We start from the raw sequence: 15,519 nt of genomic DNA, 5'->3' as shown, positions 1-15,519 counted from the left end.
CCGCCGACGAAGCCGTCGTTGCTCTGGCCGTTGCTGAAGGCGATGGCGGCCGTGGTGCCCGGCAGGACCAGGGTGCTGGCGCCGTTGACGCCGATGACGGTCGGCTGGCTGTTGCTGGAGGCGTCGAAGCCGTAACCGGCGTTGAAACCAGCGTAGAAGCCGGTCCAGGTGAACACCGGCACCGGCACGAACACCGGGGGAGCCGCGCGGCGCGGAAGGTCAGCAGCCGAAGCGACGGCAGTCAGGCCGGCGAGCACGGTGGAGGCGAGAATCAGTCTTTTCATTGGTTTACCTGGTCCTGGTTGGCGAGAGCCGGCGCGCTTGTAGTCCCTGGCCGACGCGAGGTCTGTCGCTTTCCTGCAACAAGGCCACCTCTTAGGCCCCCAGATGTCAAAGAAGGGTAAAGGTTAGCGATCGGTCATCCTGACCTTTGTGTGCGGGTGCCATCACGCACATCCACGAGAAACAAGTGATCCGCGTTTTGCGCGGGCCTTGTTGAAATCAAGGCCCCGCTCAACACTTTCTTGAGATACGTAAGGTCGGCAAAATCTTGCCGAGCTTTGGTTCGCGCCGGTGTTTTCTTGCCTGTCGGCCGAGGGGGTGCCTTGCCGGGCTGCCCAGGCAGGCTGCGCGGGCGCGACCTGCACGGTGGCACGCGGGCAAGCCTTGCCCCCACCCCGCGGCCCGAGGATCCCGAGGCCTGGTCGCCGCCGGGCCCGCCTTCGGCGCGACCCGCGAGTGCTCCTGCGCGGCGAACGGGATGGCGCGGGGGTCAGGCGGCGCGGGCGGGCGCGGCGAGGCCGCCGAAGTGGCGGTGTCGTCCGGCGAAGGCCGCCAGCGCGGCGGCGAGGTCGTCCGCATCGAAGTCCGGCCAGTGCGTCGACGTGAAGTACAATTCCGCGTAGGCGCTCTCCCACAGTAGGAAGTCCGACAAGCGCTGCTCGCCGCTGGTGCGGATCACGAGGTCGACATCCGGCACCGCCTCGCCGCTGACCGCACGTCCGAAGGCGGCGGCCGCGGGCGGTCCGGAGCCCGCCAGCGCCGCGTCTTCCGCCCAGGCTGCGGCGGCCGCCAGGATCGCCGCGCGGCCGGAATAGTCGATCGCCACGCGCAGGTGCAGGGCGGTGCCCGTCGCGATCAGGCGCTCCGCCCGCCCGATGGCTTCGGTGAGACCGTCCGGCAGGCGGTCGCGCCGGCCGATCACGCTGAGGCGGATCCCCGCGCGCGCGAGGCGCTCCGCTTCGGTCCGGAGGTAGCGCCGCAGCAGGCCCATCATGCCGGCCACCTCCTCCGGCGGTCGACGCCAGTTGTCGCTGGAGAAGGCGTAGAGCGTCAGCGTGCCGATGCCGGCACCGGTCGCCGCCGCCACGACCCGCCGGGTCGCCGCGACGCCGGCCCTGTGGCCCGCCAGGCGCGGATAACCGCGCTCGGTCGCCCAGCGGCCGTTGCCGTCCATGATGATGCCGACGTGAAGTTGGTTCTGCAGGGCTCTTTGCATTGTAAAGTTTCCGGGTAAATGGAGAACGGATCTCGGGCGTCGGGCGCGCGAGTGTGCGGCTCGGTCAGGCCGGCTGCGGCCGGCCTCCGGGTTGGGGCGCGCGCTCGGTCGCCTCGGCGGCGTCCCGGACCACGCGCTCCAGCACGGCGAGGTAGTCGAGGAAGCGGCCGCGCCCGGCGGCGGTCAGGCCGCAGGTGGTCTGGGGCCGGTTGCCGTCATAGCCCTTGCGGATCTCGACGAGCCCCGCCTCCTGCAGCACCTGGAGGTGCCGGCTGAGATTGCCGTCGGTGAGGCCGCAGAGCTGCTTCAGGTCGGAGAAGGCGAGCCCCTTCGGATGCGAGATCAGGGAGGTGAGGAGACCGAGGCGGGCCTTCTCGTGGATGACCCGGTCGAGCCCGTCATAGGCGAAGGGGGCGGCCTCACGCGTCGCCATCGGCCGCCTCCGAGGCCGGGTGACGGATCGGGGCTTGGTGCGTGATGGAGGGTTGGGGGGGAATGGACGCTTGCCGGATGACGAGCGCCATCAGCCCCTGCCCGATCCCGAAGGGCAGCCCCATCGCCCAGGGCAGGAGGGCATGGCTCTCGGCCGTCAGCACCAGGACCGCGAGGCCCGCCACGAGGTACCAGGCGCCCACCAAGGCGACCCCGCGCGGCATGACCCGGGCCCCGGCGAGGATCCCGAGGCTGACCAGCACCGGCCACAGGCCGGGCAGCAGCCACAGTGTCTCGGGCGAGACCCGCGCCAGCACCAGGGCGAGAAGCGCACCGGCGGCGCCGGCCGGCAGGAACTGCTCCACCGCGTCCCCGATCATCGCATCGGCGAAGCCGCCGCTGTGGCGGCGGGCCCGGGCCCGCATCTCCCAACCGACGAGGCCGAGGGCGCCGAAGGCGGTGGCGATCCAGCCGCCGAAGAAGAGCAGGGGCTGCGCCGTCGGATCCTCGAGGAAGAGGCTCTGCGCCGTGGCGGTGATCAGCGCCAGGCCGGCGGTGGCCGCGAAGGCGGCCGCGCCATAGCCCCGGAAGGCGCTGCCGCGCACCAGCTGGGCGCGGATCGCGACGATGTCGGCCAGGGCCTTGTCCAGATCCGTCATGTCCTGCGTCCTACTCTGCAATACAAAGTATATGGGCCGGCAAAGTCGATGCAAGCGATTTCTTTGCGCTGCAAAGTGATTGGGGCCCTGCGCGGAACGAAGCCGAGGGCGTCAGTCCCCCGCCAGCAGGGCGGCGAGGGCCGGCGACAGGCCGTGGTTCGCCAGCGGCGGCGCCTCGCAGGTCCGGCCCCCTCCCCCGGCGCCGGCGGCCAGGACGGCGCGGGTCCCGGCCTCCACCGAGCAGAGGACCGGCGCCGGGACGGCGGGCTGGATCCGTGCCGCGAGGCCGGCCAGGGCCGCGCCGCCGAGGATCACCGCCTCGGCGCCGTCCTCCCGGACGCAGGCGCTGCAGGCCGCCGCCAGGAGGCCGAGGGCCGCCTCCGGGTCCGCGGCGATCTCGCCCCCCGTGGGCGCGACGGTGCGCACGCCGGTGAGGTGGTCGCCGAGGCCGAGGCCGGCGACGAACTCCGTCAGCATCGGTCCCCAGAGGACGCCGCCCGTGACGATGGCGAAGCGCCGCCCGCCCGCATGGGCGGCCCGGCAGGCGGCGTCCGCCATCCCCACCACGGGCACCGGGGAGACCTCGCGCAGGGCGGCGAGGTCGGGATCGCCGAAACAGGCGAGGTAGACCGCATCGCAGCCGGCCCCGTGCTCGGCGAAGGCGTCGAGGGCGGCGTGCCCGGCGATCGCCGCCGCTGCGCGACTGGAAATGTAGCGGGCTCCGAATCGTCCCGTGGCGGGCACCAGGGTGACGCCCGGCCCGGCGATCGCCCGGACATGGCCGGCCACGAGGTCGGTGACCGATGCGGTGGTGTTCGGGTTGATGAGCAGGATGCGCAGGGCGGTCGGGCCTCGTCCAGGGAGGGGGTGATGGCCCGAGCAAGGGGCCTGCCAGGGCGGGCGGCGGATCACGGGCTTGCGGATAAGCCGTCCTGCTGGGGTTCCCCTCGATTGACAAGGCCGTGCAAGGGCCTAAGTGTCCCCGCAACGCGTGTGCGCGGCGGGTCGTGTGTCGAAGCCGCCCCTGATGCCAGCCGTCGCCGTGTCGATGTCCTCCGCGCCGGTTGGTCCATTCCCGCGCGCAACGGTTCTCATAGAATATGTCTTTTGCCGACCTCGGATTGAGCGACAAGGTCCTCCAGGCCGTCACGGCGGCCGGTTATTCCGAGCCCACGCCGATCCAGGCCCAGGCCATCCCCCACGTGCTCGCGCGCCGCGACGTCCTCGGCATCGCCCAGACCGGCACCGGCAAGACGGCGGCCTTCACGCTGCCGATGCTGACGCTGCTGGAGAACGGCCGCGCCCGGGCCCGCATGCCGCGCACGCTGATCCTGGAACCGACCCGCGAGCTCGCGGCCCAGGTGGTGGAGAATTTCGACCGCTACGGCATCAACCACAAGCTCAACGTCGCCCTCATCATCGGCGGCGTCTCCTTCGCGGAGCAGGACGCCAAGCTGATGCGCGGCACCGATGTGCTGATCGCGACGCCGGGCCGGCTCCTCGATCATTTCGAGCGCGGCAAGCTGCTGCTCACGGGCGTCGAGCTCCTCGTCATCGACGAGGCCGACCGCATGCTCGACATGGGCTTCATCCCCGACATCGAACGCATCGTGAAGATGGTGCCCTTCACGCGCCAGACCCTGTTCTTCTCCGCCACCATGCCGCCGGAGATCGAGCGGCTGGCCGACATGTTCCTGCACACGCCGCAGCGGATCGAGGTGGCCCGGCCCGCCTCCACCGCCTCGACCATCGTGCAGAAGCTCGTGGCGACGAGTTCCGAGGGGCACGAGAAGCGCGACCTCCTGCGCCGCCTGATCCGCGGCGAGGCCGAGCTGAACAACGGCATCATCTTCTGCAACCGCAAGCGCGACGTGGCGCTGCTGCAGAAGTCCCTGGCGAGCCACGGCTTCAACGTGGCTGCCCTGCACGGCGACATGGACCAGCGCGCCCGCACCATCGCCCTCGACGGGTTCCGCTCGGGCGAGGTTCCGCTCCTGGTGGCCAGCGACGTGGCGGCGCGTGGCCTCGACATCCCGGCGGTGAGCCACGTCTTCAACTTCGACGTACCGCATCATCCGGAAGACTACGTGCACCGCATCGGCCGCACCGGCCGCGCCGGTCGCGCCGGCAACGCCTTCACCCTGGTCAGCCGGGCCGACGAACGGTCGCTCCACGCCATCGAGGCGCTGATCGGCCAGCCGATTCCCTGGGCGGAGGGCGACCTTGCCTCGGTACCCGAATCCAGCCCCTCGGCGGACGGCGAGTCGACCCGCACGCGTTACCGCGGCAAGACCGGCCGGCAGGTTCGCGGCGGCGAGGCCCGCCGCTCCGAGGGTCGCAAGCCCGAGGGCCGGACTTCCGAGAACCGGACTTCCGAGGGCCGGACTTCCGAGGGCCGGACGTCCGAAGCCCGCACGTCCGAGAGCCGGAATCCCGAGGGACGGGCCGCATCGGCCGGCCGCTCGGAGCCGAAGGCCGAGAGCGCCCGCTCCGAGGGGAGGCCCGAGGCCGGCGACCGGCCGGAGGTGTCCGCCGAGGCGCGCGCGCCCAGGCGGGAGGGACGCCGGGACGGACGGAGCGGGCGGTCGTCCCGCCGGGGTTCGTCCGAGCGTGCGGCCCCGGAGGCGGAGGTCGCGCAGGACGTCGCCGCCGCACCCGCGGCCCAGGCTCCGCAGCGGGCCCCCCGGCCCGAGCGCACGGCCGAGCGGCCCCGCGACGAGCGTCGCGCGCCGCGGCGGCGCGGCGACGAGGACGAGGGCGACACGCCCGTCGGTCTCGGCTCGCACGTGCCGGCCTTTCTGCTGCGTCCGGCCGTGGTCAAACCCTCAAAGTAACGTGACCCCATAAGTCGTTCGTCCGGGCGAACCTTAACCGCATCTCCACGAACGTTTCCGCATGATGCGATCCTGCGGAAACGCTCCGCTCCGGGATTGGGCCGGATGGATGAGACGGTTGGACGAACGATGGGCGGCAGTCAGGGCGACCACGAACGGAGCTTTGCGCTGGCCGAGCGTGCCAACGCGCTGATCCGTGATTATGGACCGTCGGCAGAGCCGCGCGCCTACGCGGTCTGGTACGCCTACGTCTCCGGCACGCAGCCACACATGAACGACGCTCTGAAGCGCCTGACGGCGGTCTCCGGGCGCCTGACCGAGGCGGATATCGACGGCCTCTACGCGGCCTATCTCGATCCCTCCCGCCTGTCCTCCGCCACCGAGCGCGCGAGCAGCAGCGTGCTGTCGGAGATCGCGGGGGTGATGGAGGTGCTGGATCTCTCCCTCGGCTCGACCGCCCAGTACGATGCGTCGCTGCGCGATCTGGCCAAGGATCTCGACGGGACGGTCCCGACCGCGGCCAGCGTGCACGCCATCGTGGCCGCCCTGGTGGCGACCACCCGCGAGGTCACGGCCAACAACCGTACCCTCGAGGCGCGGATGCGCGAGAGCCGGCGCGAGATCGAGACCCTGCGCGAGACCCTGGAGGCGACCCGCCTCGAGAGTCTCACCGATCCGCTCACGGGATTGTCGAACCGCAAGCACTTCGAGGATAGCCTGTACCAGCTGGTGCAGGGGGCCTCCCCCGCGGCGCCGGCCTGCCTCATCGTCGTCGACGTCGACTCGTTCAAGCGCTTCAACGACGTCTACGGCCACATCACCGGCGATCAGGTGTTGCGCCTCGTGGCCATGGTCATGCGCGAGCACGTCAACACCCGCGCCGTCCTTGCCCGCTTCGGCGGCGAGGAATTCGCGATGCTGCTGCCCGCCACCAGCCGGACGGCGGCCTACGCGGTTGCCGAGACGGTGCGAACCAGTGTGATGGCCCGTGAACTCGTGAAGCGCTCCACCGGCGAATCGCTCGGCAAGATCACGATCTCCCTCGGGGTCGCGGTGCATCGCCCGGGCGACACCGCAGTGTCCCTGCTCGAGCGTGCCGACCAGTGCATGTTCAGGGCCAAGCGCGACGGCCGCAACCGCACGGTCGACGACGCCGACATGGACGCGTCGGGCGTCGCGGACCTGTCGAACGTCGCCTGACCCTGCGTCCGGCCGGGCGCCTCAGGCGCCGGCGTGGACCGCCTCGGGGTTCACCGGGGTGATCGCCACGGACTCGCCGCAGCCGCAGGCCGAGGTCTGGTTCGGGTTGTTGAACACGAACTGCGACGAGAGCTTGTTGGTCTGGAAGTCCATCTGCGTCCCCAGCAGGAACAGCAGCGCCTTCGGATCGACGAAGACGGTGACGCCGCGATCCTCGACCTTGTCCTCGCCGGGCTTCTGCCCGTCGGCATATTCCATGGTGTAGGACATGCCGGCGCAGCCGCCGTTCTTCACGCCGACCCGGACGCCCGCGATCGGCTGGTCCGCATCCGCGATGATCGCCTTGATCCGGTCGGCGGCCGCGTCGGTCAGCGACAGGACCTTGAACTTCGATGCCATGATGTCTCTCCGACGGCCGGGTTCAAGGCCCGGGCGGGTGAGGGTGATTGAACCCGGTTAAGATAAGGATTGCGGAGCCTGCGGTCCATGGCCGACCGCGCAGGAAGCGATGCCGTGTGGTAGAGTGGTATGAGGGAAGGCAGGGAACCGATCGTCATGGCCGACTCCGCACGCCTTACCATGACACCCGAGGATTTCTTCGTCTGGCAGCGCGATCAGGACGAGCTCTACGAACTCGTCGACGGCCAGCCGGTGCCGCGGCATCGGATGATGACCGGAGCCAGCATGCAGCACGATCGGGCGACGGTGAACGTCATCGTCAGTCTCGGGACGCAGTTGCGTGGGACGTCCTGCCGTCCGACGACCGCCGATATTGCGCTCCGGACCAGCATCCGGGGCCTGCGCAGGCCCGATGTGATGGTCGAATGCGCGCCTCTGGTGCCGGATACTTACGAGGCGCGAGAGCCGAAGCTGGTGGTCGAGGTGGCATCGCCATCGACCACGACGATCGACCAGACGCGGAAAGTCGAGGACTTCAAGCGCCACCCGACCCTGGCCTCCGTTCTCCTCGTCGAGACGCTGAAGCCGCAGGCCCTGCTCTACCGGCGCCTCGGCGAGGGATGGGACATCGAGACCTTCGAGGGGCTCGATGCCGTCATCGCCCTCCCGGAGATCGGCGCGACCCTGTCGCTGGCGGAGATCTATGACGGCTTGAGCTTCCCGCCGCGCCGGGATCTCGCCGGCGCGGGCTGATCCCCGCTACCACATGTCCAGGGCGACGCGGGCCTCGTCGGACATCCGGCTCTGGTCCCACGGCGGGTCGAACACCATGGTGACGGCGCAGGACTGCACGCCCGGCACGGCGGCCACGGCGGTCTCGACCCAGCCCGGCATCTCGCCGGCGACGGGGCAGCCCGGCGCGGTGAGGGTCATGTCGATGGCCACCTTGCGGTCGTCGGCGATGTCGACCTTGTAGATCAGGCCGAGCTCGTAGATGTCGGCCGGGATCTCGGGATCGTAGACGCTCTTCAGGGCGACCACGATGTCGTCGGTCAGGCGGTCGAGCTCCTCGGGCGGGATCGCCGAGTCGCTCGCGATGGTGGGGGTATTGGCCCCGCCGGTGATGGCCGAATCGCTCATGGGTGTGTCCTCGTCTCGGGGCGGCGCCCCGGATCGCGCTTCCGCGACCCGCGCGCCGCCGGAATGCGTCAGGCGAACATCATCTCGGCCTTGGCCAAGGCCTCGGCGAGGGCGTCCACTTCCTGCGTGGTATTATACAGGCCGAAGGAGGCGCGACAGGTGGAGGTCGCGCCGAAGCGGGTGAGAAGAGGCATGGCGCAGTGCGTCCCCGCCCGGATCGCGACGCCGTAGCGGTCGATCACGGTGGCGATGTCGTGGGCATGCGCCCCCTTCATCTCGAAGGCGATGACGCCGCCCTTGTCCCGGGCCGTCCCGATCATCCGCAGGGAATTCATCGCGCCGAGGCGATCCTGCGCGTAGGCCAGCAGGGACGCCTCGTGGGCGGCGATCCGGTCGCGCCCGACGCCCATCATGAATTCGAGCGCGGCGCCGAGGCCCACTGCCTCGACGATCGCGGGCGTGCCGGCCTCGAAGCGGTGCGGCGGATCGTTGTAGGTGACCGAGTCCTGGCTGACCGTGCGGATCATCTCGCCGCCGCCCTGGTAGGGGGGGAGCCGCTCCAGCCATTCCTTCTTGCCGTAGAGGACGCCGATGCCGGTGGGGCCGTAGACCTTGTGGCCGGTGAAGACGAAGAAGTCGCAGTCGAGCGCCTTCACGTCGATCGGCGTGTGGACGGCGCTCTGGGCCCCGTCCAGGAGCACCGGGACGCCGTGGGCATGGGCGATGCGCACGATCTCCCGGGCCGGCGTCACCGTGCCCAGCACGTTCGACATGTGGGTGATCGCCACCATCTTGGTGCGGGGCGTGAACAGCTTCTCGTACTCCTCGACGAGGAAGTTGCCCGCGTCGTCCACGGGCGCCCACTTGATCACCGCTCCCCGCCGCTCGCGCAGGAAGTGCCAGGGCACGATGTTGGAATGGTGCTCCATGATCGAGAGGATGATCTCGTCCCCCTCCCCGATCAGGCCGGCCCAGCCCATGGACGAGGCCACGAGGTTGTAGGCCTCGGTGGCGTTGCGGGTGAAGATGATCTCGTCGGTGGAGTCGGCGTTGAGGAACTGCCGCGTGGTCTCGCGCGCGCCCTCGAAGCCCTCCGTGGCGGCGTTCGCCATGAAGTGCAGGCCGCGATGGACGTTGGCGTAGCCCGTCTCCATGCAGGTCACCATGGCGTCGATGACGGCGCGCGGCTTCTGTGACGAGGCCGCGTTGTCGAGATAGACGAGCGGCCGGCCATAGACCTTCTCGGCGAGGATCGGGAACTGGGCCCGGATCGCCTCGACGTCGTAGGGGGTGTTCGGGACGGGTGCGTTCATGGGTGGACCTGTGTGGTGTCGGACGCGCGCGGCCCTCCCCCGCGGCGGGGAAGGGCCGTTGGCGGGGTGCGATCAGCCGCGCGCCGCGAGCCACGCCTCGATGGTGCCGACCAGCGCCTCGCGGGCGCCGTCGTGGCTGACCGAATCGATGGCCGCGCCGAGGAAGGCCTGGACCAGCAGGCTCTCGGCCTGGGCCTTCGGCAGCCCGCGCTGCATCAGGTAGAACAGCAGGTCCTCGTCGAGGGCGCCGCAGGTGGCACCGTGGCCGCAGGCGACGTCGTCGGCGAAGATCTCCAGTTCGGGCTTGTTCATCATCTGCCCGTCGTCGGACAGGATGAGGCAGGCCGACATCATCTTGCCGTCGGTCTTTTGGGCCGCCTGCTGGACGATGATCTTGCCCTGGAACACGCCCGTGGCCTCGCCGTCCACCACGGTCTTGAACAGCTCGCGGCTGACGCCGCCGGTCCCGGCATGGTCGGCCAGGAAGGTGGTGTCGGCGAGCTGCCGGCCGTTGAGCATGGCCGCCCCGTTCACCACCGCGCGGCCGTCGGCCCCGGCGAAGTTCAGGTAGACCTGGTGGCGCGAGAGAACGCCGCCGACGACCACGTTGACGGTCTCGACCGCCGAGGCCGCGCCGAGCTTCACCGAGAGCGTTGAGAGGGCCACGGTCTCGCGGCCCTCGGCGTTCAGGCGGGCATGCCGGAAGGTGGCGTTGTCGGCCACCGTCACGTCGAGGGCGTCGTTGGGCTGGTAGGCGACGCCGTCCGGCCCCTCGTGGCTCTCCAGCACCATGACCTCGGCGCCCTCCCCCAGCACCACCAGGGCGCGGGTGGCGGTGGAGAAGTCCTGGCTTCCGGCGGCGACGAAGCGCAGGTGCAGCGGGGTCTCGACCTTGGCGCCGGGCTCCACGGCGATCAGCACACCATCCGCCAGGAAGGCGGTGTTGAGCTGGTAGATCGGGTTCTCGGAGGCCTGGCGCACCGGCGTCAGCCGGTCGAGGAGCGCGTGGCCCTCGGTCAGCGCCCGGGTCAGCGGCGTGACGGTGACGCCAGCCGGAATGCGGCCGAGGTCGGATTCGGCCTCGATCAGGTGGCCGTTGACGAAGCTGAGGCGCACGGCCTCGATCCCGGCAAAGCCCTTGGCGCTGGCCACGGCCGCCTGGGCGACCTCGGCGGAGGGCATCTCGGCCGGATGGGCCGCGTCACGGAAGGCCGAGCGCAGGTCGGTGTACTTGAACGCCTCGACGCGGCGGGTCGGCAGGCCGACCGCCTCGAAGTAGCGGAACGCCTCCTCGCGGGCGATCGAGACGCCCGTGGGGTACTTCATCTTGGTGGCTTCGAAGAGCTTGGACAGCCCGGTCTCGGCCGCGGTGCGGAGAGAGGTGATGTCGGCCATGATCAGGCGGCCTCCCCGGTGCGGTACTCGGCGTAGCCGGAGGCCTCGAGCTCGAGGGCGAGCTCCTTGCCGCCCGACTTCACGATGCGGCCCTGGGACATCACGTGGACGACGTCCGGCACGATGTGGTTCAGCAGGCGCTGGTAGTGGGTGATGACCAGGAAGGAGCGGCCCTGGGCGCGCAGGGCGTTGACGCCCTCGGAGACGATGCGCAGGGCATCGATGTCGAGGCCGGAATCGGTCTCGTCGAGGACGCAGAACTTCGGCTCCAGCAGGGCCATCTGCAGGATCTCCATGCGCTTCTTCTCGCCGCCGGAGAATCCGACGTTGAGGGCGCGCTTGAGCATGTCCTTGTTGATCTCGAGCTTCTCCGCCGCGGCGTTCACCCGGCGGATGAAGTCGGGGGTCGTGAGCTCACCCTCGCCCCGCGCGCGGCGCTGGGCGTTCAGGGTCGCCTTGAGGAAGGTCATGGTGCCGACGCCCGGGATCTCCAGCGGGTACTGGAAGGCCAGGAACACGCCCGAGGCCGCGCGCTCGTCGGGGCTCATCTCGAGGATGTTCTCGCCGTCGAGCAGGATCTCGCCGTCGAGGACGTCGTAATCTTCCTTGCCCGCGATGACGTAAGACAATGTCGACTTGCCCGAGCCGTTCGGGCCCATGATGGCGGCGACTTCGCCGTCGTTCACGGTGAGGTTGAGGCCGTTGAGGATCTGCTTGTCCTCGATGGCGACCACGAGGTTCTTGATTTCGATCATTGCAGCATAGTCCGTTCTAAAACTTGATACGCGGAGCGACCCTTCCGCTCCGACGGCGAAGGGGGCCTGCGAGGCAGGGGGGCGGGCAAGGGTGCCTCCGAAGCAGGCGGGCCACCCCCTCCCGCAGTCGGGAGAGGGGAAGTCGCGCGCCGGACGCGGTCGAGGCGATCCTAGCCCACCGAGCCTTCGAGGCTGATCGAGATCAGCTTCTGGGCCTCGACGGCGAACTCCATCGGCAGCTGCTGCAGCACGTCGCGGACGAAGCCGTTGACGATGAGCGCGGTCGCCTCCTCGTTGGAGAGGCCGCGCTGCTGGCAGTAGAACATCTGGTCTTCCGAGATCTTCGAGGTGGTGGCCTCGTGCTCGAACTGGGCCGACGAGTTCTTGGACTCGATGTACGGCACGGTGTGCGCGCCGCACTGGTCGCCGATGAGGAGCGAGTCGCAGTTGGTGAAGTTGCGTGCGCCCGTCGCCTTCCGGTGCGCCGAGACGAGGCCCCGGTAGGTGTTCTGCGAGCGCCCGGCCGAGATGCCCTTCGAGATGATCCGGCTGGTGGTGTTCTTGCCGAGGTGGATCATCTTGGTGCCGGAATCGACCTGCTGCATGCCGTTCGACACCGCGATCGAGTAGAACTCGCCGCGGGAATTGTCGCCGCGCAGGATGCAGGACGGGTACTTCCAGGTGATCGCCGAACCGGTCTCGACCTGCGTCCAGGAGATCTTCGAGTTGGCGCCGCGGCAATCGCCGCGCTTCGTCACGAAGTTGTAGATCCCGCCCTTGCCCTCGTTGTCGCCTGGGTACCAGTTCTGGACGGTCGAGTACTTGATCTCGGCGTCGTCGAGGGCCACGAGCTCGACCACGGCGGCATGGAGCTGGTTGTCGTCGCGCTTCGGGGCGGTGCAGCCCTCGAGGTACGAGACGTACGAGCCCTTGTCGGCGATGATCAGCGTGCGCTCGAACTGGCCGGTGTCGCGCTCGTTGATGCGGAAGTAGGTCGACAACTCCATCGGGCAGCGCACACCCGGCGGGATGTAGATGAACGAGCCGTCGGAGAAGACCGCCGAGTTCAGGGTCGCGAAGAAGTTGTCGGTCACGGGCACGACCGAGCCGAGGTACTTGCGCACCAGGTCAGGGTACTCGCGGATGGCCTCGGAGATCGGCATGAAGATCACGCCGGCCTTCGACAGCTCGGCCTTGAAGGTGGTGGCCACCGAGACCGAATCGAACACGGCGTCGACCGCGACCCGGCGCTCGGGGGCGATACCCTCCAGCACCTCGACTTCGCGCAGCGGGATTCCGAGCTTCTCGTAGGTCTTCAGGATCTCGGGATCGATCTCGTCCAGGGACAGGGCCGCCGGACGCTTCGGAGCCGCGTAGTAGTAGATGTTCTTGTAGTCGACCTTGTCGTAGGAGACCCGCGCCCAGGCGGGCTCCTGCATGGTCTGCCAGCGCTTGTAGGCGTCCAGGCGCCAGGCCAGCATCCACTCGGGCTCGTCCTTCTTGGCCGAGATGTAGCGGATCACGTCCTCGGAGATGCCCTTCTCGGACTTCTCCATCTCGATGGTGGTCTCGAACCCGTACTTGTACTGGTCGAGGTCGATCGAGCGGACCCGGTCGATGGTTTCCTGCACTGCAGGCATTAAACGTCTCCTGACATGCCCGGCGTCAAGGGCCGGGTGTGGGTCGGATGGCTTGGGAAGGCGGCACTCACGCCGCGTGCCCCTGCCGTCGATATAGGGTCTCCACCAGGCGTTCGCAGGCGGCGCGACACCGCGCTGCGTCGCTTTCGGTGCTGTTCCACCCGAGGCTCACGCGCAGGGCCCCTGCGGCCAACGCAGGGGTGACGCCCATGGCTGCGAGGACGGGCGAGCGGGCGACCTTGCCGGAGGCGCAGGCCGAGCCGGACGAGATCGCGACGCCCGACAGGTCGAGCGTCATCAGCGCCGTCGGGGCATCGATCCCCGGAACGGCGAAGCACAGGGTGTTGGGCAGGCGCGGGGCGCCGGCGCCGAACACGACGAGGGCGGGTGCGCAGGCGCGCAGGCCCGCCTCGAGGCCGTCGCGCAGATCCGCGAGGCGGTCCGCGGATGCGGGATCGGCTAGGTCCGCCGCGACCCCGAGCCCGACGATGCCGGGCAGGTTCTCGGTGCCGCCGCGCAGGCGCGCCTCCTGGCCGCCCCCGCGCAGGAAGCCCGTGCTGAGGGTCACGCCCGCGGCGAGTACCAGGGCGCCGATGCCCTTCGGGGCGCCGAACTTGTGGCCCGACAGGCTGAGGGCGTCGAGGCCGAGGGCGGCCATGTCCAGGGGGATCTTGCCGATGGCCTGGACCGCGTCCGTGTGCACCAGGGCGCGGCCATGCGCCCGGGCCAGGGCCACGATCGCCGCCAGCGGCTGGATCACGCCGGTCTCGTTGTTGGCCGCATGGATCGAGATCAGCACGTCCGCGTCGGCATGCCGGCGCAGCAGCCTCTCCAGCGCGCCGAGATCGACCAGGCCCGCGGCGTCCACCGGCACGCGGTCGACCGCCTCCGCCGGGAAGCGGTGGCCGTCCGAGACGCAGGGGTGCTCGGTGGCGCCGAGGAGGAGGCGTGTTGGTGCGGAATAACCCGCCCGCGCCAGGGCGCCGGACAGGACCGCGTTGGCCGCCTCGGTGCCGCCGCTCGTGAACACCACGCGTCCCCCACCCGCACCGACCCGCCGGGCCACAGCGTCGCGGGCGCGCTCCAGGGCGGCGCGCGCCGCCCGGCCCTCCGCGTGCACCGACGAGGGGTTCCCCGGCAGGCTCAGCGCCTGCGCCACGGCGGCCGCCACCTCCGGCCGAACCGGTGAGGTCGCATTGTGGTCGAGATAGGCGCGGGGCGAAGTCATCCGGGAAAAACCACTGGCGGCGTCAAGTGCGAAAGCGACAAATCCTTGCTTTTGCCCCCCACGATCATGCTAAGGCGCGGACACGATACGTGTTCCGGTCACCCGTCGTGCGGGGAACGCGCCGATCCGAAGCTGGCTCGACCGACGCTTGTTTAGAATAATTCTAGTTCGCTAGAATTATTCTAAGAGCGCTTTTAGGTTCGTGGCCGGACGAGTCAAGGCACGCCTCACGGCTTTGCCCAGGCGTCGGACGCGCGCGTGTTGCCATCGCGTCGGCGATCCACCGCGCGATGCCCGCCCGGGACATCCGCTCAGGAGTGTTGGTTTCCATGCCCGAAGTCATCTTCACCGGTCCCGCCGGCCGTCTCGAGGGGCGCTACCAGGCCCCTAAGAAGAAGGGCGCTCCGATCGCGATCGTGCTGCATCCGCACCCGCAATTCGGGGGCACGATGAACAATCAAATCGTGTACAATCTCTTCTACACCTTCGCCAATCGCGGCTTCGCGGCCCTGCGCTTCAACTTCCGCGGCGTCGGCCGCAGCCAGGGCGCGTTCGACCACGGCACGGGCGAGCTGTCCGACGCGGCCTCGGCCCTCGACTGGGTGCAGTCGGTGAACCCGGAAGCCCGCGCCTGCTGGATCGCCGGCGTCTCGTTCGGCTCCTGGATCGGCATGCAGCTGCTGATGCGCCGCCCCGAGATCGAGGGCTTCATCTCGATCGCCGCGATGGCCAACCGTTACGACTTCACCTTCCTGGCGCCCTGCCCGTCCTCGGGCCTGTTCGTGCACGGTTCCGAGGACCGGGTCGCCCCGGCCCGCGAGGTCATGCCGGTGATCGAGAAGGTGAAGACCCAGAAGGGCGTCATCATCGAGCACCAGATGGTGGAGGGCGCGAACCACTTCTTCGACGGCAAGGTCGACGAGCTGACCCAGACCGTCGACACCTACCTCGACAAGCGCCTCGGCCCGAAGCCCGACGTGGCCTGAACGACAGGCCGCGTCGCGGCGCTCAACGAGCGAATTCCGG

The 15,519-nt window shown here is 69.6% G+C and carries 15 protein-coding genes and 1 pseudogene; 4 read left to right on the top strand and 12 right to left on the bottom strand.

The window, feature by feature from the left end; all coding sequences use genetic code 11:
- The 5 genes and pseudogenes from ASF58_RS15435 to ASF58_RS15415 form a co-directional block, all read right to left on the bottom strand.
- Window positions 1-284: pseudogene (locus ASF58_RS15435) on the bottom strand (porin family protein); the annotation flags it as partial.
- A 488-nt stretch (window positions 285-772) separates the two neighbouring features.
- Window positions 773-1,498, bottom strand: a complete 726-nt coding sequence (locus ASF58_RS15430; protein WP_055954170.1) for a di-trans,poly-cis-decaprenylcistransferase — start codon at window positions 1,496-1,498, stop codon at window positions 773-775.
- A 64-nt stretch (window positions 1,499-1,562) separates the two neighbouring features.
- Window positions 1,563-1,931 carry a transcriptional regulator gene (locus tag ASF58_RS15425; protein ID WP_055954167.1) on the bottom strand — a complete coding sequence of 123 codons (369 nt, stop codon included), beginning with the start codon at window positions 1,929-1,931 and terminating at the stop codon, window positions 1,563-1,565.
- Complete coding sequence (locus ASF58_RS15420) at window positions 1,918-2,589, bottom strand: hypothetical protein (protein WP_244477352.1); 672 nt, start codon at window positions 2,587-2,589, stop codon at window positions 1,918-1,920. Before ASF58_RS15420 ends, ASF58_RS15425 begins: the two co-directional genes overlap by 14 nt.
- A gap of 111 nt (window positions 2,590-2,700) precedes the next feature.
- Window positions 2,701-3,429, bottom strand: a complete 729-nt coding sequence (locus ASF58_RS15415) for an aspartate/glutamate racemase family protein (RefSeq protein ID WP_055954182.1) — start codon at window positions 3,427-3,429, stop codon at window positions 2,701-2,703.
- 260 nt (window positions 3,430-3,689) lie between these two features.
- On the opposite strand from ASF58_RS15415, the gene ASF58_RS15410 reads away from it, so the two are divergent.
- Entirely contained in the window at window positions 3,690-5,423 is a 1,734-nt protein-coding gene (locus tag ASF58_RS15410; RefSeq protein WP_055954164.1) for a DEAD/DEAH box helicase, read from the top strand.
- Between the two features lie 105 nt (window positions 5,424-5,528).
- Window positions 5,529-6,623, top strand: a complete 1,095-nt coding sequence (locus ASF58_RS15405) for a GGDEF domain-containing protein (protein ID WP_244477351.1) — start codon at window positions 5,529-5,531, stop codon at window positions 6,621-6,623.
- A gap of 21 nt (window positions 6,624-6,644) precedes the next feature.
- On the opposite strand, the gene ASF58_RS15400 is transcribed toward ASF58_RS15405, so the two are convergent.
- Complete coding sequence (locus tag ASF58_RS15400) at window positions 6,645-7,022, bottom strand: iron-sulfur cluster assembly accessory protein (protein WP_055954156.1); 378 nt, start codon at window positions 7,020-7,022, stop codon at window positions 6,645-6,647.
- 156 nt (window positions 7,023-7,178) lie between these two features.
- On the opposite strand from ASF58_RS15400, the gene ASF58_RS15395 reads away from it, so the two are divergent.
- Window positions 7,179-7,775 (top strand): Uma2 family endonuclease, encoded by a 597-nt coding sequence (locus tag ASF58_RS15395; protein WP_055954153.1) that lies wholly within the window; start codon window positions 7,179-7,181, stop codon window positions 7,773-7,775.
- A gap of 6 nt (window positions 7,776-7,781) precedes the next feature.
- Here the strand turns inward: ASF58_RS15395 and ASF58_RS15390 are convergent, their stop codons facing one another.
- From ASF58_RS15390 to ASF58_RS15365, 6 genes are all read right to left on the bottom strand, one after another.
- Window positions 7,782-8,162: an SUF system Fe-S cluster assembly protein gene (locus tag ASF58_RS15390; RefSeq protein WP_055954150.1), complete on the bottom strand. Its 381-nt coding sequence runs from the start codon at window positions 8,160-8,162 to the stop codon at window positions 7,782-7,784.
- A 68-nt stretch (window positions 8,163-8,230) separates the two neighbouring features.
- Entirely contained in the window at window positions 8,231-9,475 is a 1,245-nt protein-coding gene (locus tag ASF58_RS15385) for a cysteine desulfurase (protein WP_055954146.1), read from the bottom strand.
- Window positions 9,476-9,547: 72 nt separating this feature from the next.
- Complete coding sequence (sufD, locus tag ASF58_RS15380; protein ID WP_055954142.1) at window positions 9,548-10,870, bottom strand: Fe-S cluster assembly protein SufD; 1,323 nt, start codon at window positions 10,868-10,870, stop codon at window positions 9,548-9,550.
- Window positions 10,871-10,872: 2 nt separating this feature from the next.
- A complete protein-coding gene (gene sufC / locus ASF58_RS15375; protein ID WP_055954140.1) occupies window positions 10,873-11,625 on the bottom strand; it encodes a Fe-S cluster assembly ATPase SufC in 753 nt (250 codons plus the stop codon).
- A gap of 170 nt (window positions 11,626-11,795) precedes the next feature.
- Window positions 11,796-13,265 carry a Fe-S cluster assembly protein SufB gene (gene sufB / locus ASF58_RS15370; RefSeq protein ID WP_055954137.1) on the bottom strand — a complete coding sequence of 490 codons (1,470 nt, stop codon included), beginning with the start codon at window positions 13,263-13,265 and terminating at the stop codon, window positions 11,796-11,798.
- A gap of 67 nt (window positions 13,266-13,332) precedes the next feature.
- Window positions 13,333-14,493 carry a cysteine desulfurase family protein gene (locus ASF58_RS15365; RefSeq protein WP_055954134.1) on the bottom strand — a complete coding sequence of 387 codons (1,161 nt, stop codon included), beginning with the start codon at window positions 14,491-14,493 and terminating at the stop codon, window positions 13,333-13,335.
- Between the two features lie 329 nt (window positions 14,494-14,822).
- On the opposite strand from ASF58_RS15365, the gene ASF58_RS15360 reads away from it, so the two are divergent.
- On the top strand, window positions 14,823-15,479 hold the full coding sequence (locus ASF58_RS15360) for an alpha/beta hydrolase (RefSeq protein ID WP_055954131.1): 657 nt from the start codon (window positions 14,823-14,825) through the stop codon (window positions 15,477-15,479).
- The last annotated feature ends 40 nt before the right edge of the window (window positions 15,480-15,519 follow it).

Source organism: Methylobacterium sp. Leaf125, from assembly GCF_001423085.1.
Lineage (GTDB): Bacteria > Pseudomonadota > Alphaproteobacteria > Rhizobiales > Beijerinckiaceae > Methylobacterium.
The sequence above is the reverse complement of the archived record's forward strand: the minus strand, read 5'-3'. Positions and strand labels throughout refer to the sequence as shown.

Coding starts and splice junctions, on each gene's coding strand:
- ASF58_RS15430 (WP_055954170.1), bottom strand. CDS start 1,498: ATGCAAAGAGCCCTGCAGAACCAACTTCACGTCGGCATCATCATGGAC.
- ASF58_RS15425 (WP_055954167.1), bottom strand. CDS start 1,931: ATGGCGACGCGTGAGGCCGCCCCCTTCGCCTATGACGGGCTCGACCGG.
- ASF58_RS15420 (WP_244477352.1), bottom strand. CDS start 2,589: ATGACGGATCTGGACAAGGCCCTGGCCGACATCGTCGCGATCCGCGCC.
- ASF58_RS15410 (WP_055954164.1), top strand. CDS start 3,690: ATGTCTTTTGCCGACCTCGGATTGAGCGACAAGGTCCTCCAGGCCGTC.
- ASF58_RS15405 (WP_244477351.1), top strand. CDS start 5,529: ATGGATGAGACGGTTGGACGAACGATGGGCGGCAGTCAGGGCGACCAC.
- ASF58_RS15400 (WP_055954156.1), bottom strand. CDS start 7,022: ATGGCATCGAAGTTCAAGGTCCTGTCGCTGACCGACGCGGCCGCCGAC.
- ASF58_RS15395 (WP_055954153.1), top strand. CDS start 7,179: ATGGCCGACTCCGCACGCCTTACCATGACACCCGAGGATTTCTTCGTC.
- ASF58_RS15390 (WP_055954150.1), bottom strand. CDS start 8,162: ATGAGCGATTCGGCCATCACCGGCGGGGCCAATACCCCCACCATCGCG.
- ASF58_RS15385 (WP_055954146.1), bottom strand. CDS start 9,475: ATGAACGCACCCGTCCCGAACACCCCCTACGACGTCGAGGCGATCCGG.
- sufD (WP_055954142.1), bottom strand. CDS start 10,870: ATGGCCGACATCACCTCTCTCCGCACCGCGGCCGAGACCGGGCTGTCC.
- sufC (WP_055954140.1), bottom strand. CDS start 11,625: ATGATCGAAATCAAGAACCTCGTGGTCGCCATCGAGGACAAGCAGATC.
- sufB (WP_055954137.1), bottom strand. CDS start 13,265: ATGCCTGCAGTGCAGGAAACCATCGACCGGGTCCGCTCGATCGACCTC.
- ASF58_RS15365 (WP_055954134.1), bottom strand. CDS start 14,493: ATGACTTCGCCCCGCGCCTATCTCGACCACAATGCGACCTCACCGGTT.
- ASF58_RS15360 (WP_055954131.1), top strand. CDS start 14,823: ATGCCCGAAGTCATCTTCACCGGTCCCGCCGGCCGTCTCGAGGGGCGC.